The organism is Jutongia sp. SJQ-6 (assembly GCF_054161275.1).
In genome coordinates, this window is record NZ_CP195314.1 from 1,917,676 (window position 1) to 1,942,443 (window position 24,768).

The window sequence follows — 24,768 nt, forward strand, 5'->3', positions numbered from 1 at the left end:
TGTGTTCTCCTTTCCTCAAAAAGAAAAGCTTCCGTCCCCAAACAGGACGAAAGCTGTAATTTCGTATAACCACCTATTCTGCTGCACAATAATCTATGCATGACCCATGTAACGGTGGGCACCGACGGTTTGTACTGAGATCTGTGATCCGTTCCAGCCGCAACTCGGAAGTGATGTTCGCGATCATAGGATACTCCGTGTCCGGCTCACACTCCCCCGGACTCTCTGAAACATTTCCCCTAAGGCTACTGTCTTCGTCATCGTCTTTGTAATCTAACCTTAATAATACTGTGCGATTTTTTCTTTGTCAAGGCTATTTCTGCTTTTTTACAAATATATGCCATTGTCGGCTCCATTTGAGCTGGGACAATGAACTATTTCAGTTTTTTCTGAGAATACACGCTGTAAATGGTCTTTTTCTTGCCATTTACGGTTACCTTTTTGTAAGCACGCACGCTGTAATAGATCTTTCCCTTCTTTTTTAATACTTTACGCTGTTTGGCACTTATCTTTACCGTGCACTTGGTTGTCTTCGGCTTTTTGACCGTCTTTACCTTTTTCCACGCAATCTTACCGGCTTTTTTGCCTTTCTTAACAACCTTGCAGTACACAATATATCCATTTGCGTTCTTGCTCTTTGTCCATTTAAGATTTGCCTTCTTTTTGTTTTTTACAGCCTTGGCTTTCTTAAGCGATGCCTTGGCAACCTTTGGCAGCGGCGTCTTCAGATTTCGATGCAATGCCTTTGCCACGATCTTTTTGACAGACTGATTGTTCAAACGGTCCAGGGCACCCCAAGTTGTGCCACCCGCTCCCTTAAAGGCTTCATCATCAACTTTGGCAGTATCATTGATCGTGATCGTTGTGATCGTCGATACATTCTCGAAGGCATTTTTCTCAATTTCTTTTAATGTCGTTGGCAAATACACTTTAGACAGTTTGCCGCAGCCGGAAAAAGTTCCTTCCGCCACCGAACTAAGACCATCTGAAAATGTCACCTCTTTAATCGATGCACAAGTAAAGGCATATTTTCCAATGGTATATGGTGTAGAAGACTGTATTGTCACTTTGTCCAAATTGCCACATCCAATAAAGGCACGATCACCGATCGCCGATAACGAACCCTTGAGTGTCATTGTGTTGATGTGACAATTCTTAAATGCTTCTGTTCCCACGATCCCGACATCTTCCATATAAAAATCCTGAATACCGCCCGAACCCTCGAACGCATTCGCACCAATCGCATCTACCCTTCCATAGAAATAAAAGTTAAGCGTCTGTGCTCCGGAATTTTGAAAACAATTTTTACCGATTGTTCCAATACGTCCGGTCTTGCCGAGTGTCACGCTGCTAAGCGCTGCGATCGTAGCATAGGCACCATCTCCAATACTGTCCACCTGTGCATCAATCTGAACTTCTTTCAACCGGCTATTATCAAAGCAATGACTTCCCATTGTCTTAAGCTGCATTGGCACACCCAATGCCGAACCGCTGCTGACAATATCTTCTGCTGATATTTGTGCAGGATCATATCGATATATATGTTCTACCGCACAAGAAGCAAAGGCTCTGTCTGCAAAACTTGTTATCGTATCCGGCAAATAGACATTCACAGCCTGCCATTTGCTCTCAAACGCGCCCGCCGGCGTTGTTGACCATTCGCTCGTATGACTTCCGATCGCCGTTACGGTATGTCCATCGATCACCGCCGGAACGATCACATCTGCCGCATTGGTTTTCACTTCGGTGATCGTTGCCGTTCCATCCTCATTGACAACATACGCAAAATCGCTGTTTTCCTCTGCTGCACTCACCTGCACGAAGGCGCTTCTACCGACTAAACCGGCAACCAGCGCAAATACCACCAGCCACGCCGTTAATTTCTCCCACTGTTTCATACATCTACCTCGTCTTTCTGTTTGTAATGTTCAATAATATATTGATACATTGTGCTGACTGCCGGAGCCATAAACTCCGAGTTCTGTGTGGCGAGTCCAACGATTCTGTATGCTTCAGGCTTGATCGGATAGCATTTCACCTCATATGGAATGTCTTTCATGACCATTTCCGGCATAATACATATTCCGAATCCATGCGCAACCATAGATACCATGGCAAGATCATCTACAACATGATACTTGGCATGTACATCCAGATCACTTCCTTTCAAAAAGTTCTGTATATCTGCATCTGTAGACTCCCGCTGCGCTACAAACGGATACGTCTTCATCTCGTCAATCCCAATGTATTCACCATCGCCGTGCCGCTCCATATTTTGGGGCATAACGCACAGCAGCGGATCTTTGTACAATGGGACAATGGAGAGGTCACCTGCACTTGATGCCGACAAAAATCCCATGTCCACCACACCGTTCTTGATCCAGTATACCACATCGTCATACGTTCCTTGAAGTACTTCTATCACAATTCCCGGATAAAGTTTATGAAACGAATGCAAAATATCCGGGATCCAATTAGTACAAGTACTGGAAAAGCAGCCCAGCTTAACGGTTCCCTGTTCTAAGCCGTTAAACTGCGCCACTTTCTGTTGTAAACTCTCGTTGCTATTTAACACTGCGTTAACATAGGGGAGCAGACGCTCCCCATAATCTGTCAATGTGACGCCGGATTTGCTACGGTTAAGCACCGGAAATCCAAGTTCTCCTTCCAGTGAAGCAACCGCGTGACTGATCGCAGATGGCGTCAGCCCCAGTAATTCTGCTGCTTTACGAAAGCTCCCCTGTTCCGTCACTGTTTTTAATACCTGATACATTAATAAAGTCATAGCCGTTTCCATTTCTGCGTTCCAGCTTGGCTGTCGTTTCCTGTGAGTTCTATCTCAGATCCACACACAACTATCTGGAACACTTAAACTGCAAATCTTCCCAACGTCTGTCAACTTCTTCCTGAAATTGCTCGATCAAATGCTCATTGCCTTTTTTGAACAAATGCTTGAAACGTCCCTGCTCACGAAGATAATCCTCAATCGGCAATTTTTTCTTAGGCTCATAAGATAAGATCCACTTACCATGATCTACCTCGAACAACGGCCAATAACATGTTTCTACTGCCAATTTGCATATCTTCATCACTTCTGCCGCATCATAACGCCATCCCCTTGGACACGGCGTCATTACATTGAGAAAAGAAGCACCTTCTGTGTAAATTGCCTTTTCTGCTTTGCGGTGAATATCCTGAAAATTTGTGGTAAAGGTTGTCTGTGCCACATATGGGACATCATGATCCGCAATAATACTTGCCAGATCTTTACGATTCTGCATTTTACCATTTGACTGCTTGCCAACCGGCGTTGTCGTTGTATCTGCATACATCGGTGTCGCCGAAGAACGCTGAATACCGGTATTCATATACGCTCCGTTGTCATAGCAGACATATACCATATCATGCCCACGCTCCATTGCACCGGATAACGATTGGAAACCAATATCATAAGTTCCACCATCGCCACCAAAAGTGATGAATTTATAATTAACATCTTCCGGCAGTTTACCGCGTTTTTTTAATGCTTTATATGCTGTCTCAACACCACTCAACGTAGCTCCGGCATTTTCAAATGCGTTATGAATATAGCTGTCTTCCCATGCCGTATACGGATACATGAAAGAAGATACCTCCAAACATCCTGTTGCGTTACCGATCACTGCCTGATCTCCCTCATGCAGAGCACGAAGTACGGCACGAACAGCAATCGTCGCTCCACAACCCGCACACATACGGTGTCCCGGTGCCAAACGCTCCGGCTTGTTCATCATCGTTTTTAATGTATAATCACTCATTGTCGTTCTCCATTCTATTTTTCATACTGTTAACGTAAACGGATGTACTGATGCTGCGGAACTTCCTTGCCATTTTCTACCAGATCCGTAATTTCCTCAAATACAGCTTTTGCATCAGATATGGTAAAATCTCTTCCTGCCAGTCCGTAAATATAATTTACTGCCTCGATCATTACCTTCTCGCGGAATAATCCAGCCATTACTTCCTGACCGAGCGGTCCATTGTTACCGTTATAGCTTTCACAACGATCCAAAATAGCCACTGCCTTGCAGCCTTTGAGTGCCTTTGCGATTTCCTCTGCTGGGAACGGACGGAAAACACGAAGCTTTAACACACCAACTTTTTTCCCTTGCTCACGCAGTTCATCCACTGCCTCTTTTGCCGTTCCTGCTGCTGAACCCATGATCAATATGATATAATCAGCATCTTCTGTGCGGTACTCCTCAAATAATCCATATTCTCTGCCAGACATTGCCGCAAATTTTTTGGCAACTTCCAGAATGACTTCTTTGGAATTTTCCATTGCAATTTCTTGATTTTTCTTAGCTTCCATTGCATAGTTGCTGACTGAATATGGTCCAACTGCGATCGGCTTGCCCGGGTTGAGCAAAAACTCTTCCGGCTCATACTCGCCAACAAAGTCTTTTACCAGCTCGTCCTCTAACAACATAATATTTTCCACCGCATGACTGGTGATGAAACCATCCTGACAGATCATGATCGGCAAATGTACTCTGGTGTCTTCCGCAATTGGATACGCCTGAATAAAATTGTCATACGCTTCCTGATTATTTTCTGCATATATTTGGATCCAGCCGGTATCTCTTGCGCCCATTCCATCGGAGTGATCACAGTTGATGTTGATCGGGCCGGATAAGGTACGGTTGACCAAAGTAAGTGCTAGCGGCAGACGATTTGATGCTGCTAATAAAAGTTCCTCCCACATCAACGCCAATCCAGCGGAAGATGTTGCCGTCAGGCTTCTTGCTCCTGCTGCCTCAGAACCAATGGCTGCACTCATGGAGGAATGCTCACTCTCTACCGGAATAAACTCTGTATCCATTTCCCCATTCGCAATATAAGTAGATACCATCTGCGGAATCTCCGTGGATGGCGTGATCGGGAAAGCCGGCATAACATCCGGGTTGACTTGACGGATCGCATAGGAAACCGCCTCGTTACCTGACATACGTTCTTTGATCGCCATTATACATTTCCCTCCTTCATCTCAATTGCTCCAAATGGACATACATTTGCGCAAATACCACATCCTTTGCAATGATCCATATCAAATGCCAGACGCTTGCCATCGACAACCGGAATACATCCATCCGGACAAGTCGGTGTGCACAGCAGGCACTGTTTGCATTTATCAGCTACATATACCGGCGTGTTAGTACGCCATTCTCCTGTGTTAAACAGTTTGGACGTACCACCGGCAAATACCATCAATCCCTCTGTCAGATCCTGATGAGGTGTCTTTTCATTGATTTTGGTAATATCGGTTCTCATCTCTTGTTCTCCTATCTTAAACTCTATTCATTTTATTGATGCTGCAGGCTGTGTTGCTGATGCTTTCTTTCTACATTCGCAGTGCTGTCGCCTACATCAATGCTTCTACCGCATCAAACGCCATTTCCAGTGCTTTCATGTTACCATCGATCACTTCCGGCTTCTTTGCAAATTTATGTTCATAAGATGCCCGCATCTCTGTAATAAATTTGTCACGAGGCATCACCTTGCTGACTGCAACAATAGCAGCTAACATCGGTGAATTCGGAAAATTCTTGCCCAACGCATCCACCGAAATTTTACGACCATCCACAGTGTACACATCACCTTCATATCCTTTGAGATGCTCCATGATCTCCTCTTTAGACTTTGGTGTGTTTACAATGATCGCACCCTCTTTCTTAAGACCTGCTGTGACGTCAACAGACTCTAACAGCGTCTCATCCACAACGACCACATAATCCGGATGGTAAATATTTGAATGAACGCGGATCACATCCTGACTGATACGGTTGTACGCTGTGATCGGCGCCCCCATACGTTCCGGACCATACTCCGGGAATCCCTGCACATTCTGTCCTGTCTTAAACGCAACATCTGCCAGCAAAAGTGCTGCAGTCTTAGCACCCTGTCCACCTCTGCCATGCCATCTGATTTCTATTCCATTCTTCATGGTGTCCTCCGTCTCGTGAATATTTTTCATGTAATTGTTCATTTTTTCTCAACAATACTATTATATAGGGTGTATCGAAAAAGTAAAGCGAGAAAGTTTCTTTTCTTTCACTTTGCAGATGAATAAAATTCACCTGCGCACCTGTTGCGAGTTTTCTTGATACTGGTATACTATTGGTAATAGTGTCTGCACATATATGAAGCGGCTGTTATCACATATTCATAAGCCGTACTATCGCATTTTTACCGCAGAGCAAGGAGGATATTTATGAGCAAAGTAAAAAAAATCGTACTTACCGGTGGCGGCACAGCCGGCCACGTCACCCCGAATATTGCATTACTCCCTGAGCTTAAAAAACAAGGGTACGATGTACATTATATTGGTTCCTATGAGGGAATTGAACGCACATTGATCAAAGAGCAGGGGATCCCTTATTACGGGATTTCCAGTGGTAAACTTAGACGTTATATTGATGTCAAAAACTTAAGTGATCCTTTTAAGGTAGTAAAAGGTCTCGGTCAGGCAATTCGATTATTGGGCAGAATCAAGCCGGATGTTGTGTTTTCCAAAGGTGGATTTGTGTCTGTCCCTGTCGTATTGGCAGCAAAGTTTCGTCACATTCCCTGCGTGATCCATGAATCTGATATGACACCGGGTCTTGCCAATAAGATCTGCATTCCATGTGCGCACCGCGTATGCACTAACTTTCCAGAAACGATGAAGCATATTCCGGCAGAAAAGGCTGTACTAACCGGCTCCCCGATCCGCCAGGAGTTATTTAAGGGAAGTCGTGAAAAAGGTCTTGCATTCTGTGGTTTTGATGATACAAAACCGGTTCTTCTGATTATGGGTGGAAGTCTTGGTGCCGTAGCAGTCAACGATGCTGTCCGAGGCATATTGCCGGAACTGTTGCAAAAGTTTCATGTGATCCATTTGTGCGGTAAGGGCAAATTAGACGACTCGCTAAACGACACAAAAGGATATGCTCAATATGAATATATCGGACCGGAATTAAGAGACCTTATGGCCGCTGCCGATATTTTAATCTCTCGTGCCGGCGCAAATGCAATCTGTGAAATTTTGGCACTGCGCAAACCGAACATTTTAATCCCGCTGTCTGCTGAAGCCAGCCGCGGCGATCAGATCCTTAATGCTGCTTCTTTTGAAAAGTCCGGTTACAGCGTTGTAATACAGGAAAAAGATGTGACCAACGAATTATTGCTGAAGACGGTAAATGACGTGTACACGAACCGAGAACAATATATTCACGCCATGGACAAAAGTCAGTTGAATAATTCCATTGAAAAAATCGTGGGATTGATCAATGAGGCGCGTAAGCATAACCGCCGTCTGAACAGAAAACAGAAATGAGGATAACGAAACTATGGCACTACCAAATGATCCAATGATATTACTCAGTTACGTCAACACCCAGCTTAGGGACTTCTATCCCTCTTTGGAGGAAATGTGCAAGTCCCTGAGTATTGAGCAGGAAACCTTGTGCAAAACACTTGCCGGAATTGATTATCAATATGATCCTGCCAGGAATCAATTTGTATAATAAAGCGTCAGGCAGTAGCGGAACATGCCGTTACTATGCGCAAACATTAGGCAGTAGCGGACTTGTCATAAGCAAGCATTACGCAGTAATGATCTTACCGGAAATGTCGCGTGAAACCCACATGGACATTCCTGATCCGTGATTTCCAAAGGGACGGCTATGAAACCCGAAGCGGTGGTAAAAGCTGTCCCTTTTATATGCTGCCATCAGGCTGACCATAACCGTTTCACCGTCCATCACATCTTTCTGAATGTAATCCAACACTCTGCCGATCAGTTCTGTCCCAATATGATACCCTTGATAGTCCGGATGCACAATGACATCCGTAATAAAATATGTATATCCACCATCACTGACAATACGTGCCATTCCTACAGGACGTTCTCCATCCATCGCAACACACAAATAAAAAGAGTGCTGCAATGCAATAGATGCACGTTTTTCTGTGACTTGTATCCAGTCAACTGCCGCACGCAGTGCATTATAATTTTCTACCGTGATATTATTTGTAAATGTAATTGTAGATTTCATAGTCATCCTCTTTTCTGTATACTCATGCCTACAGTGTATCGCAATCATAATCTTTTCACAAGTCCCCAAATATATTGTCTATTTTACACTCCGGATGCATACAATGAGAATAGTAATAGTTTCCGCATAAGACACTTGCCGCAAAACAGTGTTCTGCGGACGCAAATTGATTTCAATGCAGGAAAGGGAGAAAGCACCTATGAAACTCATGACCAGGCAAATCCGCACCAGTCTGAAAAATTGTCACAGCGATATGCAGTTGACGCTCGAGGATGACATTAATGTACCTGACAGCAAGCCCGATATTGAACACATCATTAAAATCCAGGGGGAGATCCATGTACAAGAAACCTCAGCTGAGACAGATCGCGCCATTATTCGCGGTCAATTAAGCTTCTCCCTCCTTTATTTAAGCGACGTGGATTTTCGCCAAATACATACTATGCAGGGACAGATTCCTTTTGAGGAAAGCATCAATTTAGAGAACGCCAACCCAGATCAGGAAGTTCACTGTCATTATGATTTGGAGGACTGCCGAGCCAGTCTCATCAACTCGCGCAAGATCAGCGTTCGTGCAATCCTAAGTCTTCATTGCTGCCAGGAAGAGGAACACATACTCGCCATCGGAACCGGCATTGTTTCGGACGATGCAGTGCAGGCAGAGATGGGCGATCCCACCCCGCCGGCCGGTGTTGAACAACAACTGGCACCTATGTCCGTTACCACAATGACCTCCCACCAAAAAGATCTGTTTCGGATCAAAGATGAAACCTCGCTGCCGAAGGGAAAACCAAGTTGTGAAAATGTATTGTACTATGAGCTATCCACGCAGGGTCTTGCAACAAGGCTCGTTGATGACGGTATCCGGATCACCGGCGATCTTCTGATATTTGTTTTATACACCCCCGAAGATGATGAGCGCAATTTGGAATATTTTGAAACTGAATTGCCATTTGACGGCATCGTCTCTTGTAGTGGCTGCCACGAAGATATGGTTGCTGATATTGAAATTGTTCCCGGCAAAAAATCACTGGAATGCCGCAGCGATGAAGACGGCGAAATGCGCATCTTTGATGTAGAACTTTCTTTGCTGCTGGATATCAAGTTCTATGAAGAAGAACATTTCGACTGCTTGCAGGACGCCTACTCCACCTCCTGTGATCTTCGTTTGACTAAGAGCAATTCGCATGCCAAACAATTATTGCTCAAAAATCAGAGTGCAGTACGTGTTTCGGACCACATCAAAGTCAATCCCGAAAAGGACAACATTTTGCAAATATGCAACGCTACCGGAACGATCCAAATTGATGAACAAACCATTGTCACGGATGGTATCTCTATCGAAGGTGCAGTAGAACTGGATATCCTATATATCACCGAAGATGATCTGCATCCGCTAAACGTATTGCAGGCAAGCATTCCTTTTCAACATACCATTGAAGTACGCGGCATTTCTCCGGAAGATGATTACGAACTGCAGACCGACATCAGCAGTATCAATGTACTCATGCTCGACCGTGAAGAACTGGAAGCTAAACTTGTATTAAATCTCTGTGTTCTCGTCTTTACTGAATGCTGTAACGATGTTGTGACTGACATCGAAGAGCATGAAATTGACATGGAAACCTTTCAACAAATGCCGGGATTAGTTTGTTATGTAGTACAAACCGGCGATACACTATGGGATATTGCCAAACTGTTCCGCACCACCACAAATGACATTCGCACAATCAATGAATTAGAGTCTGATGCTGTCACTCCCGGTGACAAACTGATCCTCTTAAAGCAAACAGACGGTATTCTTTAGTGTTGCGAAACATAACTTAAAAGCCTATCAGCATATCTCAGAATAATAAAGAGTCAACGGATCACGCTATATCAGCATGACACGAAACAACAAAAGGCCAACGGGTCACGCTACATCAGCATGACACGAAACAAAAAAAGGCCAACGGATCACGCTACATCAGCATGACACAAAACAACAAAAGGCCAACGGATCACATTCTGTCTCTGCTCACATAACAGAAACAGAATGAATCCATTGGCCCCTATCACTTTTTATGTATTTATTACTTGATAACCTTGATCCATCCTTCCGGTGCTTCAATATGACCCATCTGGATACCAGTCAATGTTTCACGTAATTTTGTCATGATCGGTCCCATCTCATCCATACCACTTGGCATGCATATCTCGTTACCATGATCAACAATCTTTCCAACCGGAGAAATAACGGCTGCTGTACCACAAAGTCCACATTCTGCAAAGTCTTTCACTTCTTCAAAAAGAACTTCTCTCTCCTCAACCTCTAATCCAAGATAATCCTTAGCCACTGTTACCAATGAACGTCTTGTAATAGATGGAAGAATACTATCTGATTTTGGTACAACTAATTTATTATCTTTGGTTACAAAAAGAATGTTAGCTCCACCGGTCTCTTCGACCTTAGTACGTGTACCAGGATCCAAATACATATTCTCATCAAAGCCATTCTTATGTGCATCTACAATTGCATGCAAGCTCATTGCATAGTTCAGACCAGCTTTGATATTACCTGTTCCATGAGGTGCTGCACGGTCAAAATCCGAAACACGGATAGTAATTGGCTTTGCGCCACCCTTAAAGTATGGTCCTACAGGAGTCGTGAATACACGAAACTGATATTCACTCGCCGGTTTTACACCGATAACAGCATCACTACCAAACATATATGGACGGATGTACAAGGTTGCTCCAGATCCATATGGTGGTACATAATCTATATTTGCCTCAACTACTTTAGCAATAGCCTCCACAAAACGATCCTCCGGGAATACCGGCATCTCAAGTCTTGCTGCAGACTGTGCCAAACGCTGTGCATTTAGGTCAGGGCGAAAGCACACGACATGACCGTCCTCTGTTGTGTATGCCTTTAATCCTTCAAATACTGTCTGCGCATACTGCAATACACAGGCACACTCGCTCATGGTGATCTGGTCATCCTCAATCAAGGCACCATCATCCCATGCGCCATTCTTGAAGTTGGATACATAACGCTTATCTGTCTTTACATAACCAAATCCAAGATTGTTCCAATCAATGTCTTTCTTTGCCATATTATTACTTCCTTTCCTAATATCCGTTTCAGACAAACTGCGTCTGCCTCAAGCGAAATACATTATTTGAACTTCATTTTACGCCTTGATTCTCAGAGTGTCAAGATAAAGTATACAAGTATACTATTTCTATAATTTCGCCGATCCCTTATCCGTCGAATACTCTTAACAAAGGATTCTTTAATCTTCTATCTGACGAATACGATTTACATGTCTTTCTTCTCCCGAAAATTCAGTATGCAAAAACGTATCAACAATCTTTAATGCAAGACCCGGTCCAACCACCCGTGCCCCCATAGCAAGAATATTGGCGTCATTATGTTCTCTCGTTGCCTGTGCGCTAAATGTATCATGACAAACTGCCGCACGAATACCTTTTACCTTATTCGCAGCGATAGAAATCCCAATACCTGTACCACAGATCAAAATGCCCTTGTCACATTCTCCATCTACTATTGCCTTTGCAACCGCCTTGGCATAAACCGGATAATCGCATGGTGTCTCATCCAGACAGCCATAGTCTTTATAAGGAATTCCTTTCCCTTCCAGATATGCTTTCACTTCCTGTTTCAAGCTGTATCCGCCATGATCACTACCCAATGCTATCATCTTTTTCTTCCTCCTCCAATCGGTGTATTGTAAGTCTGATTCTCTCCTCAATCTCTTCAAAGCATTTTTCATATGCTTCCTCTTCCGCTCCGTACGGATCTGACACATCCGTCTCTACTCCGGCAAATTCCCCCAAAGTATAAACCGCATAACCATCTCCATACGTTTCCAAAAATTGTACCTTCTCCGGAAATGTCATTGTTAGGATCAATGTTTTATCAGTTAACTCTTCTTTCTGCAATTGCATTGACTGTGAATGATTTCCCGGCGTCATCTCATGCTTACTAAGCAAAAGATTTACCTTTGGGCTGATCGGCTCCTCAAATAATACAACCAGTCCTCTCGAATATGGCTCCGGCATATAAACAGCCGCCTCCGAACGGTAGATCCCTTCTGCGATGGGACTTAGCAACGTGTTGGATGTGCATACAAAAAATATTTTGTCATATGGTCTCATCGTGTTACGCTCCTTTCACGCCTCAACTATGTGATACCCAGCAGCTTTGAGCATCCGGTTCATAATAGCCTGTCCCAAATTATCATCCTCAAAACTTTCTGCAAAGATATACTCAGCCCCCAAATGATCCATTTCTCTCAATATGTCATATAACCCCGCAGCAATAGATCCCTCACATTTTCTAGAACCAATGCTATAAACAATGCCACTTGGATAACAATTCGCTGTCTCCTGTGCAGCGATCACTGCTACCTTGTATCCCTCCTTTTGTTTATCATGTACCATCTGTAAGATAGACGCAACGACCTGTTTTGTTTCTCCCTCTACAATCGTCAATTGACCTTTCGGCGCATAATGTCGATATTTCATTCCCGGCGCCTTTGCTACAATCCCCGGCTTAACTTCTCGGCTGAGCACTGCCGGATCAACTTCTACATTTCCCAATACTTCTCGAAGCATCTCCAATGTAATATAACCAGGTCTAAGCACCATTGGCACATTCCCTGTCAGATCCACGATCGTTGACTCCAAACCAATTCCCACTTCTCCGCCGTCAATAATCATATCAATACGCCCCGACAAATCCTCGATAACGTGCTCTGCTTTGGTCGGACTCGGTCTGCCGGATAGATTTGCACTCGGTGCTGCTATATATACTCCAGACTGCCGAATCAATTCTTTAGCAATTGGGTGCGATGGCATTCGTATTGCAACCGTATCTAAGCCACCTGTTGTTGATTTAGGCACAATATCTGCTTTTGGCAGAATCATCGTAAGCGGTCCCGGCCAGAATGCTTCCGAAAGCTTTTTGGCCGCTTCCGGGACATCCGCCGCCAGTTCATATAAACTTTTTACCTCTGAGATATGTACGATCAATGGGTTATCGGACGGTCTTCCCTTGGCCGCGTATATATGATTAGCAGCTTCTTTATGTAATGCATTTCCTCCAAGACCATATACCGTCTCTGTCGGGAACGCCACCAAGCCATCGTTCCGAAGTACCTGACATGCCTCCTGCAACTCCTCATCGCCAAACTGCTCCGGATTGACCTGCAGTATTTTCGTCTCCATTTGAATCCTCTTTTCTTTGCTTAGTTTCCCCAGATTCCCCTAAATAATACAATACCCCCATTCCAATTGCCTGTGCAACCTTTTTCTGATACTCTGCTTCCTGTAACTGCTTTGCTTCCTGCAGATTCGACAAAAAACCACATTCCACAATTACCATTGTGCTCGTTGTATTTTTCAGCAGATAATAATCCGCATTTGCCTTGATCTGTCTGCGATTATCGGGTGCTACATCTCGTTTCAACGTTTCTTGGATCTTAGCGGCCAACTGTTTGCCGCTTTCAGAGGTTGCCTGGTAAAACACCTGCGCCCCTCTCGACGTCGCATCTGTATAGCTGTTTTGATGAATACTGACAACAACATCCGCATCGCACCCATTCATAATGCTGACACGTTTCGCCATATCTGCGCGTTTCTTATTCGTATCAGATTCCTCATATAATCCCTGATCCGCCTCACGTGTCATTATCACCTGACAGTCATTGCGTTCCAATACCTTTTGCAATTGTTTTGCTATTGCCAGATTGATATCCTTTTCGTATACACCATCAACGCCAATCTTACCCGGATCTACTCCTCCGTGACCACTATCGATCACAACAGTGTATTTTGCTGTTTTTTGATTCAATGTATGCACACTGATCCACCGATCTGCATCCATCACCAAAAAACCAACAGACATTAACAAACCAACAATAATTCCAATTCCGTATTTCTTCCCCCATTGCTTCAAAAAAGATACATTATTCATACGCAGGCCACATTGTGGCATCCTCCGCCATTATTCTATACATATCTATGAAGCAAAAAACATACTAATGATAGGAATCCCAATTAATGTTTCACATACTTCTCAATCATATTCCACACAGAGGCATCTTCCAATCCCAGTTTCCAAAAGGCAACTCCACCCAGATTCGCATCCGATACCGCTTTCATCTTAAGTTCCAACGATTTCGCATCCTCAATCCAAATTTTATGAACCGTTCCACTCTCTGTATATTCTACATAATTCATTCCTGTTGCATCATCCCAAGTTGCCTTTTTGCCGGAATCCTTAAGCACAGTCTGCGCACCTTTCATAGAGCACGCCTCGGATGATAACTTTGCTTTCCCACCCTTTGTCTTCTCTTTCCAATGTCTGGAATAGAACGGCAATGCTATAACCATCTGCTCTGCAGGGACTTCCTCACCTACTTCCTGTATGGAATTCGTCACATAACTGATTGAAGAAACCGGACCGGCTTCCTTACTGCCGGCATAATGCTCATCGTATGACATCGTGATCACATAGTCAGCAACCTCTGCCTGCTCTTTGCGATTATAATATGCCGAAATTCCTCCCGCAGGCGGGTAATTGTCTATAGACAAAACAACTCCATTATTGCGGCACATAATTCCAAGTTCCCTTACAAACTGTATAAAATCCTCGCCGGAATCCTTTTTAACATTCTCAAAATCAATGTTAATTCCGTCAAGATCGTATCGTATTGCCTCGGCAATCAGATTCTTGACTAATTTTTGACGTTTGCTCGTTGTACCCAGCACTTTGCCAATCTTCATCTTAGGGCCAAAATCACTGCACAGTGCCCATACCTGTACACCGGCCTGATGTGCCGTCTGCACATAAGAATCGGAAGCCAGTGATGTAACATTGCCATCATTATCCGACGTCTCAAACCAAGTAGGCGCCACGACATTCACACCTTTTGTTGCAGATAATAAACCGGATAATCTTCCATTAGCTGACTGATTCGTCACCTGATGCCACACTAAATTCACCTGCTTATCCATTAGGATATGGCTATAGGACTCCTCACGAAATGTTGTTTCTGACTGTTTCTTATAGGTTTCCTTCATCTTCTTAGCCTGTACGTATCCTATCACACCTGACTCAGACATCACTTTCATAAATCCTGTGTCCTTATTTTCACCGGCAAGCACACGAAGCTTCTGTCCCGACTTTACATCTTGCAGGATCGGACTCTTAATGCTCTGTTTATTGCGGATTTGCACATCATCCTTCGCATCCGCATAGCTTATATCCTTATTGTATACCGTGTGGATCACAATACGATTTGGCTTTTTGTATTGTTTATAATCCATCGCCGTGTACTGCTGAACATAGTCCAAAGCCACATAAACAACATTGTCCTGTGCTACAGCAATTGTATAATCCTTGCTATCACGGCTTTTATTATTAATATAACAATCTTTACTGTTTAATGCAGCGGAGATCAGCTTGGTCGAAGTTGTATATAACAGCATATTTTCATTGGCATCCCAATAAAAACGATGATTTAACTTCTCTGTCACAAATTCTCTATCTACATAAATATGACCATCTTTCTCGATAGCTTTTAGTCCACATATATCATCGTCCAACACAACCGGCATCATCCCCTGATCGGTCACCTGAAAATACTTTGTCAGACTCATGTGCGTTTTGTTTGGTGCAAATTTCTTAAGCATGATCACTGCAAGGATTGCTGCCAAAGCCAAAAGCACAACCACTACTCCAATGGTAATCCTCTTCTTGTTCTTCATTCGTCAAAGCCCTCATTTCTTAATCGTACTAGTCATACAACAATACTCTGTTTCAGTATACCACTTTTCCCTCTATCGGGCAAACTGAAATATCGGAGAGACATCGGGGCCCTGACGTCTCTCCGAAAAAGGTTGTGTGCGAAGTTTCGCACAGACATACATTCCCGTTATCAGCCATCCTGCCAATAAACGGTTTTACTCAAAATTCCGTAATATGATCAAAATCAATCTCACATATTTTGCCTGCTTCATCGCCAACATAACTCTTCATGTAATAATGATCCTCCATGACCTGATGCAGCACTCTGGCATCCCTCGTCGAATAGAGCACACCGTCTACCCGCACCGGCACACCAACGCGCTCTGCATCAGATATTTCGGAAATCACCCAAGAATACATTGACTCCCGCAGACCTGTTGATTTTCTCTCCAATTGCTTATCCCCCTTTGCTCGATGACAGTACGACTTTCCTGAACATTGGTTGTATATTGTGACATGTCAATCTTTCATACTGCTCACCCATGCTCCTGCAGTTCATAAATCATAAACCACAGGGCTCAAATCGCTCATATGAAAATCACAATTTCCATATAAACCATACTTGAATCACTGAGAATCGAATCCCTATCATACGCCGCAATCGGAACCTTTTGGTTATTTCAGAATACACTGCTATTATGCGAGACACAGTGTTTGAAACAAAAGTATCATATCCGTCCTTTTAACGAAACATCATCACCTCCTACACATCGGGTTCGTTTCTCTGAGGGCATTATATGCTCCCTGCAAACATTCTGGCAATACCAAATCGACAAATTGATATTAGAAAACAACCTCTAAACTTTGTTAGTATTTACCAACTTTTTGTTTTTTTTGATAGATTTTAAATAGATTTCAAAATATTTGGAGAAATTGAGAATATTCTCCACGTATGCTTTTGTTCAAACTGACGAAATCTATAATTAGCATATTTCATTCCATTTTAAGTACATAGACAACGCAGCTTTGATCCGATAGCAGACTTTCCTATCGTTTGACTTCTTTTCAGTATTATTTTATACTGAATATATAAAGAACATAGGTCGGTATGACAACTCATCCCGACCGCATATTCTAGCTTTTTATAAGGCTTAATATTAATTATTGACGAAGGGAAGTGAGCCTATGCGAATTGAAAAAATCAATGAACATCAGATCCGTTGTACGTTGTATCAAAAAGATTTAAAGGACCGCGAAATCCGCATTAGCGAATTGGCATACGGAACCGAAAAAGCTCGGGCTCTTTTTCGAGATATGATGCAGCAAGCGTCCTACGAATTTGGATTTGAGGCAGATGATATCCCATTAATGATAGAAGCAATTCCAATGCTTCCGGATGCACTTATTTTGTTGATCACCAAAGTGGAAGATCCCGATGAATTGGATACCCGCTTTTCAAACTTTACTGACGATCCGTCAGAGCATTATTTGGATGATTCCTCGACAGATGATTTTGTAATCATTAACGATGACGAAGAGTTTGATGCAGATGACTTTGATATCGATGGACCGGATTCCGCAGAGGATATGAATATTGAGCAAATGCTCAATAAAGTTAATTCTCAAACAAAATGGCCCGGTCATGGAAAAGCAGATGCCGTCCTGGATCAGCTTTTCCATGGTAATGTGCAAAAAGAATCGAAGGACAACAAAGCCACTGCCGACAAGAACAAACCCGACATCAATTTGGAACACCCTATGGAACCAGATGTAGATGTTAATGAGGCACTTGTAGATATTACCCGTATATTCTCATTCTCCTCTCTCGAGAAACTGGTTGAAATGTGCGGGCATTTACGCAACTTTTATAATGGACCTAATACAGCTTACCGCTCCACCTCTTCGGGTAAATATTATATCATTTTGCATAGAGGGATTTATGACCTTGCCCGCTTTGCCAGAGCTGAAGCTGTTGCAGCCGAGTACGGTACACCTTGTCCGAACAATCATGCTGCTCCGCAGTTTCTCGCAGAACATTGTGAAGTTTTGATCGCCGACCGCGCTGTTCAAGTTCTTGGCACCCTCTAAATGACGGATATAAACATCAAAAGCCATTGCTTAACTGATAAGCGACTGCCCCAATGTCAATCTTTCGGGCAACCTATCAAAGCAATGGCTTTTTTATGATTGTTTACTATGAAAACAGTTCTATTATGCCTCTTTCTTGGCCAGATACTCATTTACATTTACAACAAGCTCATCTGCGTTCATGCCATGAACCATAGCCGCTTCATCCAATGTCTCTCCCTGTGCAGAAGGACATCCGATGCAGTGCATTCCTGATGCCATAAGAATTGCTGCAATGCCCGGATCAATTTTAAGCATATCTGCGATTATCATATCTTTATTAATTGTTGCTGCCATATTTATTACCTCCATTATATGATATATTCAGCGATACAGGCAGAATGACTGCTGTTCGCTTAAGTACGCACCGATTATAACACTCTCTTTCTATAAAAACAAGCTGTAATTTTTTATTACTGACTCATAACAAAAAAAGCAGTCAGTCTGTCATTCATCAACAAACTGGCTGCTAATTTTGTTTATAGTTGTTTCAACCATAAATTAAGCCTCAGAAATTGCTCCGGATGGGCATGTTCCTGCACAAGCTCCACAAGAAATGCAGCTATCTGCATCAATTTCATAATGAGCCTCACCCTCAGAAATTGCTCCTACAGGGCATCCACCTGCACAAGCTCCACAGCTTACGCAATCATCACTAATAACATATGCCATTATAAAGTACCTCCTTTTGATTTAAGTATGGCTTAATTTTAATACAATTCATCTAAAATGGCAACCCCCAAAATTCTCCAAACGCCCTGTTTTACTGGGTTAGACGCAACTTACCAAACGTACGTTTACGCCCAATATCTTATTTAAGCTTTTAAAAAAGCGCGTGTTTTCGATAGCGCTCGGCAAGTAGTTGTAACTAACTCCGTTAATTTGTCAAGATGATTTATTGATATTTTTTATCATTAATTCAAACTTTACACATTTGAAGCTGCTGCTTGTTTTTCCGGAAAGAACATTATATGATAATAACCACATATACCATAAATAGAAATGAGGACTTCAATGAACAATTATAAATTAACAATACAATATGATGGCACACGCTACAGCGGTTGGCAAAAGCAGGGCAATACTGCTGATACGATCCAAGGTAAAATTGAAACCGTATTGCAAAAATGGCTGAAAGAAGACATTGAGATCCATGGATCCGGTCGCACGGATGCCGGCGTCCATGCCCTATGTCAGGTGTCCAATTTCAAAACATCTGCTACCTTATCGTGTCCACAGATCATGGCAGCGCTTAACCAATATTTACCGCAAGACGTTCGGATCACAAGCGTGACACAGGTAGATCCACGATTTCACGCACGCCTCAATGCTAAGCAGAAACACTACCGTTACCAAATTGACAACGGCTCTGCCGCTGAAGTGTTTGAGCGAAAATACATGACTCGCTTTGCAGATACGGACTATTTCTATAAATTATGCAGACAAACCGGTCACTTATCCGCCACATTTGGCGATAGTTCTGTCAACACGGATATTTCAAGACCGTCTGAAAGAAACAATGTGGCATCCAACAACACAATGCCGCCTCAAAGAAACAATGTGGCATCCAACAACACAATGCCGCCTCAAATAATATACGATTTGAAAGCAATGCAGAAAGCCGCTGCCCTGTTGTGCGGCGAACACGATTTCAAAAGTTTTTGCGATAATAAGCGTATGAAGAAGTCAACCGTCCGTACAATTACGAATCTGACCATTCGAAATGAAAATAACAAAATGATACTTGACTTTTATGGGAATGGCTTTTTGTATCATATGGTACGCATTCTGACCGGCACTCTGTTAGAAGTTGGCATTGGGCTAAAAAGTCCTGAAGATATCCCTGCCATTCTACAGGCACAAAAAAGAGAGGCAGCCGGTTTCACTGCCCCTCCACAAGGATTATTTCTTATGAATGTTACTTATTAGCCGTTCTCAGCAAATGCATCCAAGATAGCATCTGCTGGCACTACTCAACTAATGTATCTAAGATGGCGCCTGCGACTTCCTCTTTTGTCATTTTCGGCAGCTCGCGGGCTCCTTCTCTTGTGATCAAGGTCACCACATTTGTATCCACGCCAAACCCGGCTCCTTCTACTTTCAAGTTGTTCGCAACAACCAGGTCCAAATGCTTTTTATCCAATTTTTTACGGGAATTTTCCAACATATTCTCTGTTTCCATAGAAAATCCGCATAAGATCTGTTTCTCTGTGCGATGTTCTCCCAAATAACCCAAAATGTCTTTCGTGCGTGTAAGTGCGATCGCTGCTTCGCCATCTGTCTTTTTGATCTTATTGTCTGCTACAGTAGCAGGTGTATAATCGGCCACTGCAGCGGCTTTGATAATAATATCCTGCTCTGCCATGCGGGAAGTAACTGCCTGAAACATGTCTTCTGCGCTTTCTACCGGAACGACATCTACAAAGAGCGGCGGTTCTAAAGAAACCGGTCCGGACACAAGTGTCACCTGCGCGCCTCGCTGCATAGCAACTCTCGCAAGCGCATATCCCATTTTACCTGTGGAACGATTAGAAATAAAACGTACCGGATCAATTGCTTCAACGGTCGGACCGGCAGTAACAAGTACTTTTTTGCCTTCCAGATCCTTTTCGAAGCGAATCTCACGTAAAATATATTCCAATAAAACTTCTTCCGATGGGAGCTTACCCGCTCCAACATCTTTACAAGCCAGATATCCAACTGCCGGAGCAATAATTTCATAACCATAATGACGAAGTTTCTCCAAATTATCTTGAACGATTGGATTTTCGTACATGTTGGTATTCATCGCCGGAGCAATGATCTTTTTACATTTGCATGCCATGACAGTTGTTGTCAACATGTCATCCGCAATGCCGCCTGCAATCTTTCCAATAACATTCGCAGACGCCGGAGCGATCAACACCACATCCGCCTGTTTTGCCAGCGCGACATGCTCTACACTATATTGAAAATTGCGGTCAAATGTATCAACCAGACATTTGGTACTTGTCAATGTCTCAAATGTGATCGGATTAATAAAATTGGTCGCATTCTTCGTCATCAATACGTGTACCTGCACATGCATCTTCACAAGCATACTTGCCAGATTTGCGATCTTATATGCTGCAATACTCCCTGTCACACCGAGTACCACCGTTTTTCCTTTAAGCATCTTTCTTTCCTCCATGCGATATCTATCTACCACATCGTTTCAAACTAATTCGTTATTCTGCCTTACTGCACCGGGCCAAGCTAATTCGTTATCCCGCCTTACTGCACCGTTTCAAGCTAATTCGTTATTCCGCCTTACTGCACCGGGCCAAGCTCTCCGTGCTTCTCATAACGCGACACTTGATGAATCTTATTTTTTTCATCCACAAAGACCACCTTTGGCCGATGCGTTTTGGCTTCTTCCGGAGTCATTGATGCATAACACATAATGATCACATGGTCACCCACCTGAACCTGTCGTGCTGCTGCACCATTTAAGCAGATCATTCCACTGCCGGCTTCACCACAGATCGTATATGTCTCAAAACGATTGCCATTCTCTACATCAACAATCTGTACCATCTCATATTCTAAGATCCCAGCCGCATCCATCAGCTCCGGATCGATCGTTATACTGCCAACGTAATTCAGTTCCGCCTGCTTTACAACCGCACGGTGAATCTTTCCTTTTAGCATCGTAAGTTCCATAAGAATCCTCCATTCTTTTGCTTTGCAAAGTTTTTCTCAAAATCTCCGCATAATTTTTTTACTGTCGTATCCTGCACCTCAATGCTACTTTTCCGTAATAAAATTATCGATCAGACGTGTCTTTCCAATATATACAGCCATTGCCACAAGAACCGGCTCCTTAACCGTCTCTACCGGCTCTAATGTATTCCAGTCCACAACTTCTACATAATCAACCTTTGCAAGAGGTTCCGTTGCAATCTCATCCAAAATGATCTGACGGATCTTCGCTGCATCTGCCTCACCCGCCTTTAGTGCTTCCTTACCCTTTGCCAAAGACTTGCTGAGGATCAGCGCTGCTTCACGCTCCTGTGCACTTAAGTACGTATTGCGGGAACTCTTAGCCAATCCATCCTCTTCTCGAATGATCGGGCAGCCGACAATCTCAATACCAAAGTTCAGATCACTTACCATATGACGGATCACTGCAAGCTGCTGTGCATCCTTCTGCCCAAAATATGCTTTGTCCGGTACAACAATGTTAAACAATTTGGACACAACCGTACACACACCGCGGAAATGAATCGGTCTTGTTTTTCCACAAAGACCACCCGTCAGCGTTGTCATATCAACAAAAGAAGAAAAATCCTTGTGGTACATTTCGCTTGGATCCGGATGGAAAATAAGACTTGCACCTGCTTTTTCACAAAGTGCTGCATCACGATCCATATCACGTGGATAGCTTTCCAAATCCTCTGATGGGCCAAACTGCATTGGATTTACAAATACACTGACAACGACACGATCATTTTCTGCAACCGCACGGTCGATCAAACTCTTGTGTCCTTCATGGAGATATCCCATTGTTGGGACAAGACCCACTGTCAGTCCCTCCTTACGCCATTGTTTTACCTGCTCTCTGACTTCCGCTATTGTCTCTACTATTTTCATGATCCCATGTCCTTTCTGCTCTCAATTAATACAATTTATCTAAAACATCATCGCTGATCTGGAACGTATGCTCCTGTGCCGGATAACTTCCTGCTCTCACTTCATCGCCATACGCCTGAAATGCTTCTTTCATAACGCTTCCGACATCTGCAAAACGCTTTACGAACTTCGGCACATAATCCGAAAACATACCTAACATATCCTGATAAACCAAAATCTGTCCGTCACATCCTGCACCCGCACCAATACCGATCGTCGGGATTGTCAATTTCTTCGTAATAATAGAAGCTAATTTCGCCGGAATGCATTCCAATACAACAGCAAAAGCACCTGCTTCCTGTACAGCCAAAGCATCCTCGATCAGCTTTTTAGCTGCCTCTTCGCTCTTGCCCTGCACTTTATTACCGCCAAATGCATTAATAGACTGCGGTGTCAGTCCCAAGTGTCCCATAACCGGGATACCCGCTGCCGTAATTGCCTTTATCTGTTCTACAACAGCAGCTCCACCTTCCAGTTTTACAGCGTTTGCGCGACCCTCTTTCATTAATCTGCCGGCATTCATAACCGCATCGTAAACCGATGTCTGGTATGACATAAATGGCATGTCAACCACAACCATAGTATCTTTGGTTCCTCTTGCAACGGCTGCTCCATGATGGATCATGTCTTCCATCGTCACAGAAATCGTATCCTCATAACCAAGAATAACATTCCCTAAGGAGTCACCCACCAAAATACCGTTAATGCCTGCTTCATCCATTAATTTTGCGGTGGAATAATCATATGCGGTGAGCATCGTTAATTTCTCACCTTTTTCTTTTGCTGCCTGAAATGTACTTACTGTGTTTTTCATGTTTCGTCCTTTCCGGATATCCGCTGCTCTTCAGTCGGATTCCTATCACTTAACTCAAAAAGCTGTCGCATGGCGGTATCATCTCGTCCTTTATATTTTTGTTCTGCGATCTTAACCAATACTTTGCCAAGCACTCGGTACACTTCCCCCGCCTCGCTGTCTGCCAAGGCGTCTAAGTGTTTATGAACCGTTTCTGTATCACCACGATCAACCGGTCCTGTCAGAGCCGCTACCGGTCCCTTGTCCAACATATTGGACACATTACCCATAACAAGCGGACGAAGCAATCCAACGCTGTCCTCTCGTGCAAAACCACACTGTTCCAACAGATCCAACACAGTTTGAAACAATGCAATCATATCATTGCTCACCATCGCCGCCGCTGCATGATATTTTACCTTGTTCTCTGCCTGCAGATAAAGCACGGTATGTCCTAATTCACGAAACATCTGTGCCAGTGGTTCATATGCTGCCGGCATTCCCTCTGCCACCAAATAAGCAGTTGAAAAATTTTGATAGGAAGTAAATCGATCGCTGAACGCGTACATCGGATGAATCGAACAACCAACAGCTCCGGTCTGCTCAATTCCAGAAAATACATTAGATGACAAAGAGCCACTACAGTGGCACAAAATTTTACCTGTTAAATCGTATCCTGCAATGCAATCCCATACTTCACTGATCACGCCATCCGGCGTCGTGATCATCAGGGTGTCGCTCGCTTCTACAATATCCTGCAATGATTTATAAACCGTTGTATCGGTAAATTCTGCTGCTTGCACAGCACTCTGCGTAGTTTTACTATAGAAGCCCGTCACTTCTACACCGGCGTCACCGAGGTATTTCCCCATTGTTACGCCTACACGGCCTGCTCCAATAATACCAATTCGCATATCATCAAACCTTTCTATGCTCTACGCGCTTGTCTCTGATGCAGTTTCTCTCGAATACCGCTCATTCCTTGTGCAATTGTAATTGCCATAAAGATCACTTAACGTCTTTTCTCATTATACAACCGCACAATCAGACAAATAATAGCACAGTCTCTTTTTTTTGTAAAGAAGTTAACTGCCTCCGGTATGTTTTGCTCTGCATCCCTCTACGCTACGAGAAGTTTCCTATAAAGTAAAAAAGAGCAAAACCAGCGTTTTGCTCTGCTTCCCTCTACGTTACGAGCATTTTCCTATACTCTTAAAAAAAGTAAGAAGCAGGGCTTACGCCCTGCCTCTTACATTACATTAAATATATGCTTTCATGCAAATATAACCAGCCTCCGAGAAGAGGCCAATTCCTTTTTCTATAATTACGAAACAGTTCTAAAACAGTTCCGTTGGCCTGTATTA

Annotated in this window: 26 protein-coding genes; 5 read left to right on the forward strand and 21 right to left on the reverse strand. The window is 43.4% G+C overall.

Features of this window, described 5'->3' with window-relative positions:
* Window positions 1-374: 374 nt before the first annotated feature.
* The 6 genes from ACSAJE_RS08640 to ACSAJE_RS08665 form a co-directional block, all read right to left on the reverse strand.
* On the reverse strand, window positions 375-1,898 hold the full coding sequence (locus ACSAJE_RS08640) for a leucine-rich repeat protein (protein WP_458008835.1): 1,524 nt from the start codon (window positions 1,896-1,898) through the stop codon (window positions 375-377).
* On the reverse strand, window positions 1,895-2,785 hold the full coding sequence (locus tag ACSAJE_RS08645; protein ID WP_118690786.1) for a LysR family transcriptional regulator: 891 nt from the start codon (window positions 2,783-2,785) through the stop codon (window positions 1,895-1,897). The genes ACSAJE_RS08640 and ACSAJE_RS08645 overlap by 4 nt, the downstream gene beginning before the upstream one ends.
* Window positions 2,786-2,855: 70 nt before the next feature.
* Window positions 2,856-3,797 carry a thiamine pyrophosphate-dependent enzyme gene (locus ACSAJE_RS08650; RefSeq protein ID WP_458008836.1) on the reverse strand — a complete coding sequence of 314 codons (942 nt, stop codon included), beginning with the start codon at window positions 3,795-3,797 and terminating at the stop codon, window positions 2,856-2,858.
* Between the two features lie 29 nt (window positions 3,798-3,826).
* The gene (gene porA, locus ACSAJE_RS08655; RefSeq protein WP_118690722.1) at window positions 3,827-5,005 is read right to left on the reverse strand and encodes a pyruvate ferredoxin oxidoreductase; all 1,179 of its coding nucleotides are present in this window, start codon (window positions 5,003-5,005) and stop codon (window positions 3,827-3,829) included.
* A complete protein-coding gene (locus ACSAJE_RS08660) occupies window positions 5,005-5,310 on the reverse strand; it encodes a 4Fe-4S binding protein (RefSeq protein ID WP_022026018.1) in 306 nt (101 codons plus the stop codon). The genes porA and ACSAJE_RS08660 overlap by 1 nt, the downstream gene beginning before the upstream one ends.
* A 91-nt stretch (window positions 5,311-5,401) precedes the next feature.
* Complete coding sequence (locus ACSAJE_RS08665) at window positions 5,402-5,983, reverse strand: 2-oxoacid:acceptor oxidoreductase family protein (RefSeq protein WP_022026017.1); 582 nt, start codon at window positions 5,981-5,983, stop codon at window positions 5,402-5,404.
* Window positions 5,984-6,250: 267 nt separating this feature from the next.
* Between ACSAJE_RS08665 and ACSAJE_RS08670 the strand changes: the two genes are divergently transcribed.
* Entirely contained in the window at window positions 6,251-7,354 is a 1,104-nt protein-coding gene (locus ACSAJE_RS08670) for an undecaprenyldiphospho-muramoylpentapeptide beta-N-acetylglucosaminyltransferase (protein WP_118690723.1), read from the forward strand.
* Window positions 7,355-7,367: 13 nt separating this feature from the next.
* Window positions 7,368-7,544: a DUF4250 domain-containing protein gene (locus ACSAJE_RS08675; RefSeq protein ID WP_022026015.1), complete on the forward strand. Its 177-nt coding sequence runs from the start codon at window positions 7,368-7,370 to the stop codon at window positions 7,542-7,544.
* A gap of 78 nt (window positions 7,545-7,622) precedes the next feature.
* On the opposite strand, the gene ACSAJE_RS08680 is transcribed toward ACSAJE_RS08675, so the two are convergent.
* Window positions 7,623-8,075 carry a GNAT family N-acetyltransferase gene (locus tag ACSAJE_RS08680; protein WP_182448270.1) on the reverse strand — a complete coding sequence of 151 codons (453 nt, stop codon included), beginning with the start codon at window positions 8,073-8,075 and terminating at the stop codon, window positions 7,623-7,625.
* A 199-nt stretch (window positions 8,076-8,274) separates the two neighbouring features.
* Here ACSAJE_RS08680 and ACSAJE_RS08685 point away from each other — a divergent pair, with 199 nt between their 5' ends.
* Entirely contained in the window at window positions 8,275-9,882 is a 1,608-nt protein-coding gene (locus tag ACSAJE_RS08685; protein ID WP_182448269.1) for a DUF3794 and LysM peptidoglycan-binding domain-containing protein, read from the forward strand.
* A gap of 265 nt (window positions 9,883-10,147) precedes the next feature.
* Here ACSAJE_RS08685 and ACSAJE_RS08690 read toward each other — a convergent pair whose 3' ends face one another.
* The 7 genes from ACSAJE_RS08690 to ACSAJE_RS08720 form a co-directional block, all read right to left on the reverse strand.
* Window positions 10,148-11,194: a branched-chain amino acid aminotransferase gene (locus ACSAJE_RS08690; protein ID WP_279220174.1), complete on the reverse strand. Its 1,047-nt coding sequence runs from the start codon at window positions 11,192-11,194 to the stop codon at window positions 10,148-10,150.
* 159 nt (window positions 11,195-11,353) lie between these two features.
* Window positions 11,354-11,782 carry a ribose 5-phosphate isomerase B gene (rpiB, locus tag ACSAJE_RS08695; RefSeq protein WP_458008837.1) on the reverse strand — a complete coding sequence of 143 codons (429 nt, stop codon included), beginning with the start codon at window positions 11,780-11,782 and terminating at the stop codon, window positions 11,354-11,356.
* On the reverse strand, window positions 11,766-12,239 hold the full coding sequence (locus tag ACSAJE_RS08700) for an arsenate reductase/protein-tyrosine-phosphatase family protein (RefSeq protein ID WP_022026010.1): 474 nt from the start codon (window positions 12,237-12,239) through the stop codon (window positions 11,766-11,768). The genes rpiB and ACSAJE_RS08700 overlap by 17 nt, the downstream gene beginning before the upstream one ends.
* A 15-nt stretch (window positions 12,240-12,254) precedes the next feature.
* On the reverse strand, window positions 12,255-13,310 hold the full coding sequence (locus ACSAJE_RS08705) for an L-threonylcarbamoyladenylate synthase (protein ID WP_118690727.1): 1,056 nt from the start codon (window positions 13,308-13,310) through the stop codon (window positions 12,255-12,257).
* Window positions 13,264-14,058, reverse strand: coding sequence for an N-acetylmuramoyl-L-alanine amidase (locus ACSAJE_RS08710; RefSeq protein ID WP_182448268.1), 795 nt, complete (start codon window positions 14,056-14,058; stop codon window positions 13,264-13,266). Before ACSAJE_RS08710 ends, ACSAJE_RS08705 begins: the two co-directional genes overlap by 47 nt.
* An 83-nt stretch (window positions 14,059-14,141) precedes the next feature.
* On the reverse strand, window positions 14,142-15,854 hold the full coding sequence (locus tag ACSAJE_RS08715; protein ID WP_458008838.1) for a glycosyl hydrolase family 18 protein: 1,713 nt from the start codon (window positions 15,852-15,854) through the stop codon (window positions 14,142-14,144).
* A gap of 199 nt (window positions 15,855-16,053) precedes the next feature.
* Window positions 16,054-16,287, reverse strand: coding sequence for a hypothetical protein (locus tag ACSAJE_RS08720; RefSeq protein WP_022026006.1), 234 nt, complete (start codon window positions 16,285-16,287; stop codon window positions 16,054-16,056).
* A 732-nt stretch (window positions 16,288-17,019) separates the two neighbouring features.
* On the opposite strand from ACSAJE_RS08720, the gene ACSAJE_RS08725 reads away from it, so the two are divergent.
* Window positions 17,020-17,922 (forward strand): adaptor protein MecA, encoded by a 903-nt coding sequence (locus ACSAJE_RS08725; RefSeq protein WP_458008839.1) that lies wholly within the window; start codon window positions 17,020-17,022, stop codon window positions 17,920-17,922.
* A gap of 123 nt (window positions 17,923-18,045) precedes the next feature.
* Here the strand turns inward: ACSAJE_RS08725 and ACSAJE_RS08730 are convergent, their stop codons facing one another.
* Entirely contained in the window at window positions 18,046-18,258 is a 213-nt protein-coding gene (locus ACSAJE_RS08730; protein ID WP_118506672.1) for a DUF1858 domain-containing protein, read from the reverse strand.
* 204 nt (window positions 18,259-18,462) lie between these two features.
* A complete protein-coding gene (locus tag ACSAJE_RS08735) occupies window positions 18,463-18,633 on the reverse strand; it encodes a DUF362 domain-containing protein (RefSeq protein ID WP_022026003.1) in 171 nt (56 codons plus the stop codon).
* Window positions 18,634-18,975: 342 nt separating this feature from the next.
* On the opposite strand from ACSAJE_RS08735, the gene truA reads away from it, so the two are divergent.
* Complete coding sequence (gene truA, locus ACSAJE_RS08740) at window positions 18,976-19,890, forward strand: tRNA pseudouridine(38-40) synthase TruA (RefSeq protein ID WP_458008840.1); 915 nt, start codon at window positions 18,976-18,978, stop codon at window positions 19,888-19,890.
* Between the two features lie 40 nt (window positions 19,891-19,930).
* On the opposite strand, the gene coaBC is transcribed toward truA, so the two are convergent.
* From coaBC to ACSAJE_RS08765, 5 genes are all read right to left on the reverse strand, one after another.
* Window positions 19,931-21,115, reverse strand: a complete 1,185-nt coding sequence (coaBC, locus tag ACSAJE_RS08745) for a bifunctional phosphopantothenoylcysteine decarboxylase/phosphopantothenate--cysteine ligase CoaBC (RefSeq protein ID WP_458008841.1) — start codon at window positions 21,113-21,115, stop codon at window positions 19,931-19,933.
* Between the two features lie 134 nt (window positions 21,116-21,249).
* Window positions 21,250-21,642: an aspartate 1-decarboxylase gene (panD, locus tag ACSAJE_RS08750; protein ID WP_458008842.1), complete on the reverse strand. Its 393-nt coding sequence runs from the start codon at window positions 21,640-21,642 to the stop codon at window positions 21,250-21,252.
* A gap of 84 nt (window positions 21,643-21,726) precedes the next feature.
* Window positions 21,727-22,572, reverse strand: coding sequence for a pantoate--beta-alanine ligase (gene panC, locus ACSAJE_RS08755; RefSeq protein WP_118506675.1), 846 nt, complete (start codon window positions 22,570-22,572; stop codon window positions 21,727-21,729).
* A 25-nt stretch (window positions 22,573-22,597) separates the two neighbouring features.
* Window positions 22,598-23,425 carry a 3-methyl-2-oxobutanoate hydroxymethyltransferase gene (gene panB / locus ACSAJE_RS08760; protein WP_022025998.1) on the reverse strand — a complete coding sequence of 276 codons (828 nt, stop codon included), beginning with the start codon at window positions 23,423-23,425 and terminating at the stop codon, window positions 22,598-22,600.
* Window positions 23,422-24,318 carry a Rossmann-like and DUF2520 domain-containing protein gene (locus ACSAJE_RS08765; protein WP_458008843.1) on the reverse strand — a complete coding sequence of 299 codons (897 nt, stop codon included), beginning with the start codon at window positions 24,316-24,318 and terminating at the stop codon, window positions 23,422-23,424. The genes panB and ACSAJE_RS08765 overlap by 4 nt, the downstream gene beginning before the upstream one ends.
* Window positions 24,319-24,768 lie beyond the last annotated feature (450 nt).

Bases quoted from the DNA above. Each gene is read 5' to 3' on its own strand.
- ACSAJE_RS08640 (WP_458008835.1), bottom strand. From the start codon at position 1,898: ATGAAACAGTGGGAGAAATTAACGGCGTGGCTGGTGGTATTTGCGCTG.
- ACSAJE_RS08645 (WP_118690786.1), bottom strand. From the start codon at position 2,785: ATGACTTTATTAATGTATCAGGTATTAAAAACAGTGACGGAACAGGGG.
- ACSAJE_RS08650 (WP_458008836.1), bottom strand. From the start codon at position 3,797: ATGAGTGATTATACATTAAAAACGATGATGAACAAGCCGGAGCGTTTG.
- porA (WP_118690722.1), bottom strand. From the start codon at position 5,005: ATGGCGATCAAAGAACGTATGTCAGGTAACGAGGCGGTTTCCTATGCG.
- ACSAJE_RS08660 (WP_022026018.1), bottom strand. From the start codon at position 5,310: ATGAGAACCGATATTACCAAAATCAATGAAAAGACACCTCATCAGGAT.
- ACSAJE_RS08665 (WP_022026017.1), bottom strand. From the start codon at position 5,983: ATGAAGAATGGAATAGAAATCAGATGGCATGGCAGAGGTGGACAGGGT.
- ACSAJE_RS08670 (WP_118690723.1), top strand. From the start codon at position 6,251: ATGAGCAAAGTAAAAAAAATCGTACTTACCGGTGGCGGCACAGCCGGC.
- ACSAJE_RS08675 (WP_022026015.1), top strand. From the start codon at position 7,368: ATGGCACTACCAAATGATCCAATGATATTACTCAGTTACGTCAACACC.
- ACSAJE_RS08680 (WP_182448270.1), bottom strand. From the start codon at position 8,075: ATGAAATCTACAATTACATTTACAAATAATATCACGGTAGAAAATTAT.
- ACSAJE_RS08685 (WP_182448269.1), top strand. From the start codon at position 8,275: ATGAAACTCATGACCAGGCAAATCCGCACCAGTCTGAAAAATTGTCAC.
- rpiB (WP_458008837.1), bottom strand. From the start codon at position 11,782: ATGATAGCATTGGGTAGTGATCATGGCGGATACAGCTTGAAACAGGAA.
- ACSAJE_RS08700 (WP_022026010.1), bottom strand. From the start codon at position 12,239: ATGAGACCATATGACAAAATATTTTTTGTATGCACATCCAACACGTTG.
- ACSAJE_RS08705 (WP_118690727.1), bottom strand. From the start codon at position 13,310: ATGGAGACGAAAATACTGCAGGTCAATCCGGAGCAGTTTGGCGATGAG.
- ACSAJE_RS08710 (WP_182448268.1), bottom strand. From the start codon at position 14,058: ATGAATAATGTATCTTTTTTGAAGCAATGGGGGAAGAAATACGGAATT.
- ACSAJE_RS08715 (WP_458008838.1), bottom strand. From the start codon at position 15,854: ATGAAGAACAAGAAGAGGATTACCATTGGAGTAGTGGTTGTGCTTTTG.
- ACSAJE_RS08725 (WP_458008839.1), top strand. From the start codon at position 17,020: ATGCGAATTGAAAAAATCAATGAACATCAGATCCGTTGTACGTTGTAT.
- ACSAJE_RS08730 (WP_118506672.1), bottom strand. From the start codon at position 18,258: ATGGCAGCAACAATTAATAAAGATATGATAATCGCAGATATGCTTAAA.
- ACSAJE_RS08735 (WP_022026003.1), bottom strand. From the start codon at position 18,633: ATGGCATATGTTATTAGTGATGATTGCGTAAGCTGTGGAGCTTGTGCA.
- truA (WP_458008840.1), top strand. From the start codon at position 18,976: ATGAACAATTATAAATTAACAATACAATATGATGGCACACGCTACAGC.
- coaBC (WP_458008841.1), bottom strand. From the start codon at position 21,115: ATGCTTAAAGGAAAAACGGTGGTACTCGGTGTGACAGGGAGTATTGCA.
- panD (WP_458008842.1), bottom strand. From the start codon at position 21,642: ATGGAACTTACGATGCTAAAAGGAAAGATTCACCGTGCGGTTGTAAAG.
- panC (WP_118506675.1), bottom strand. From the start codon at position 22,572: ATGAAAATAGTAGAGACAATAGCGGAAGTCAGAGAGCAGGTAAAACAA.
- panB (WP_022025998.1), bottom strand. From the start codon at position 23,425: ATGAAAAACACAGTAAGTACATTTCAGGCAGCAAAAGAAAAAGGTGAG.
- ACSAJE_RS08765 (WP_458008843.1), bottom strand. From the start codon at position 24,318: ATGCGAATTGGTATTATTGGAGCAGGCCGTGTAGGCGTAACAATGGGG.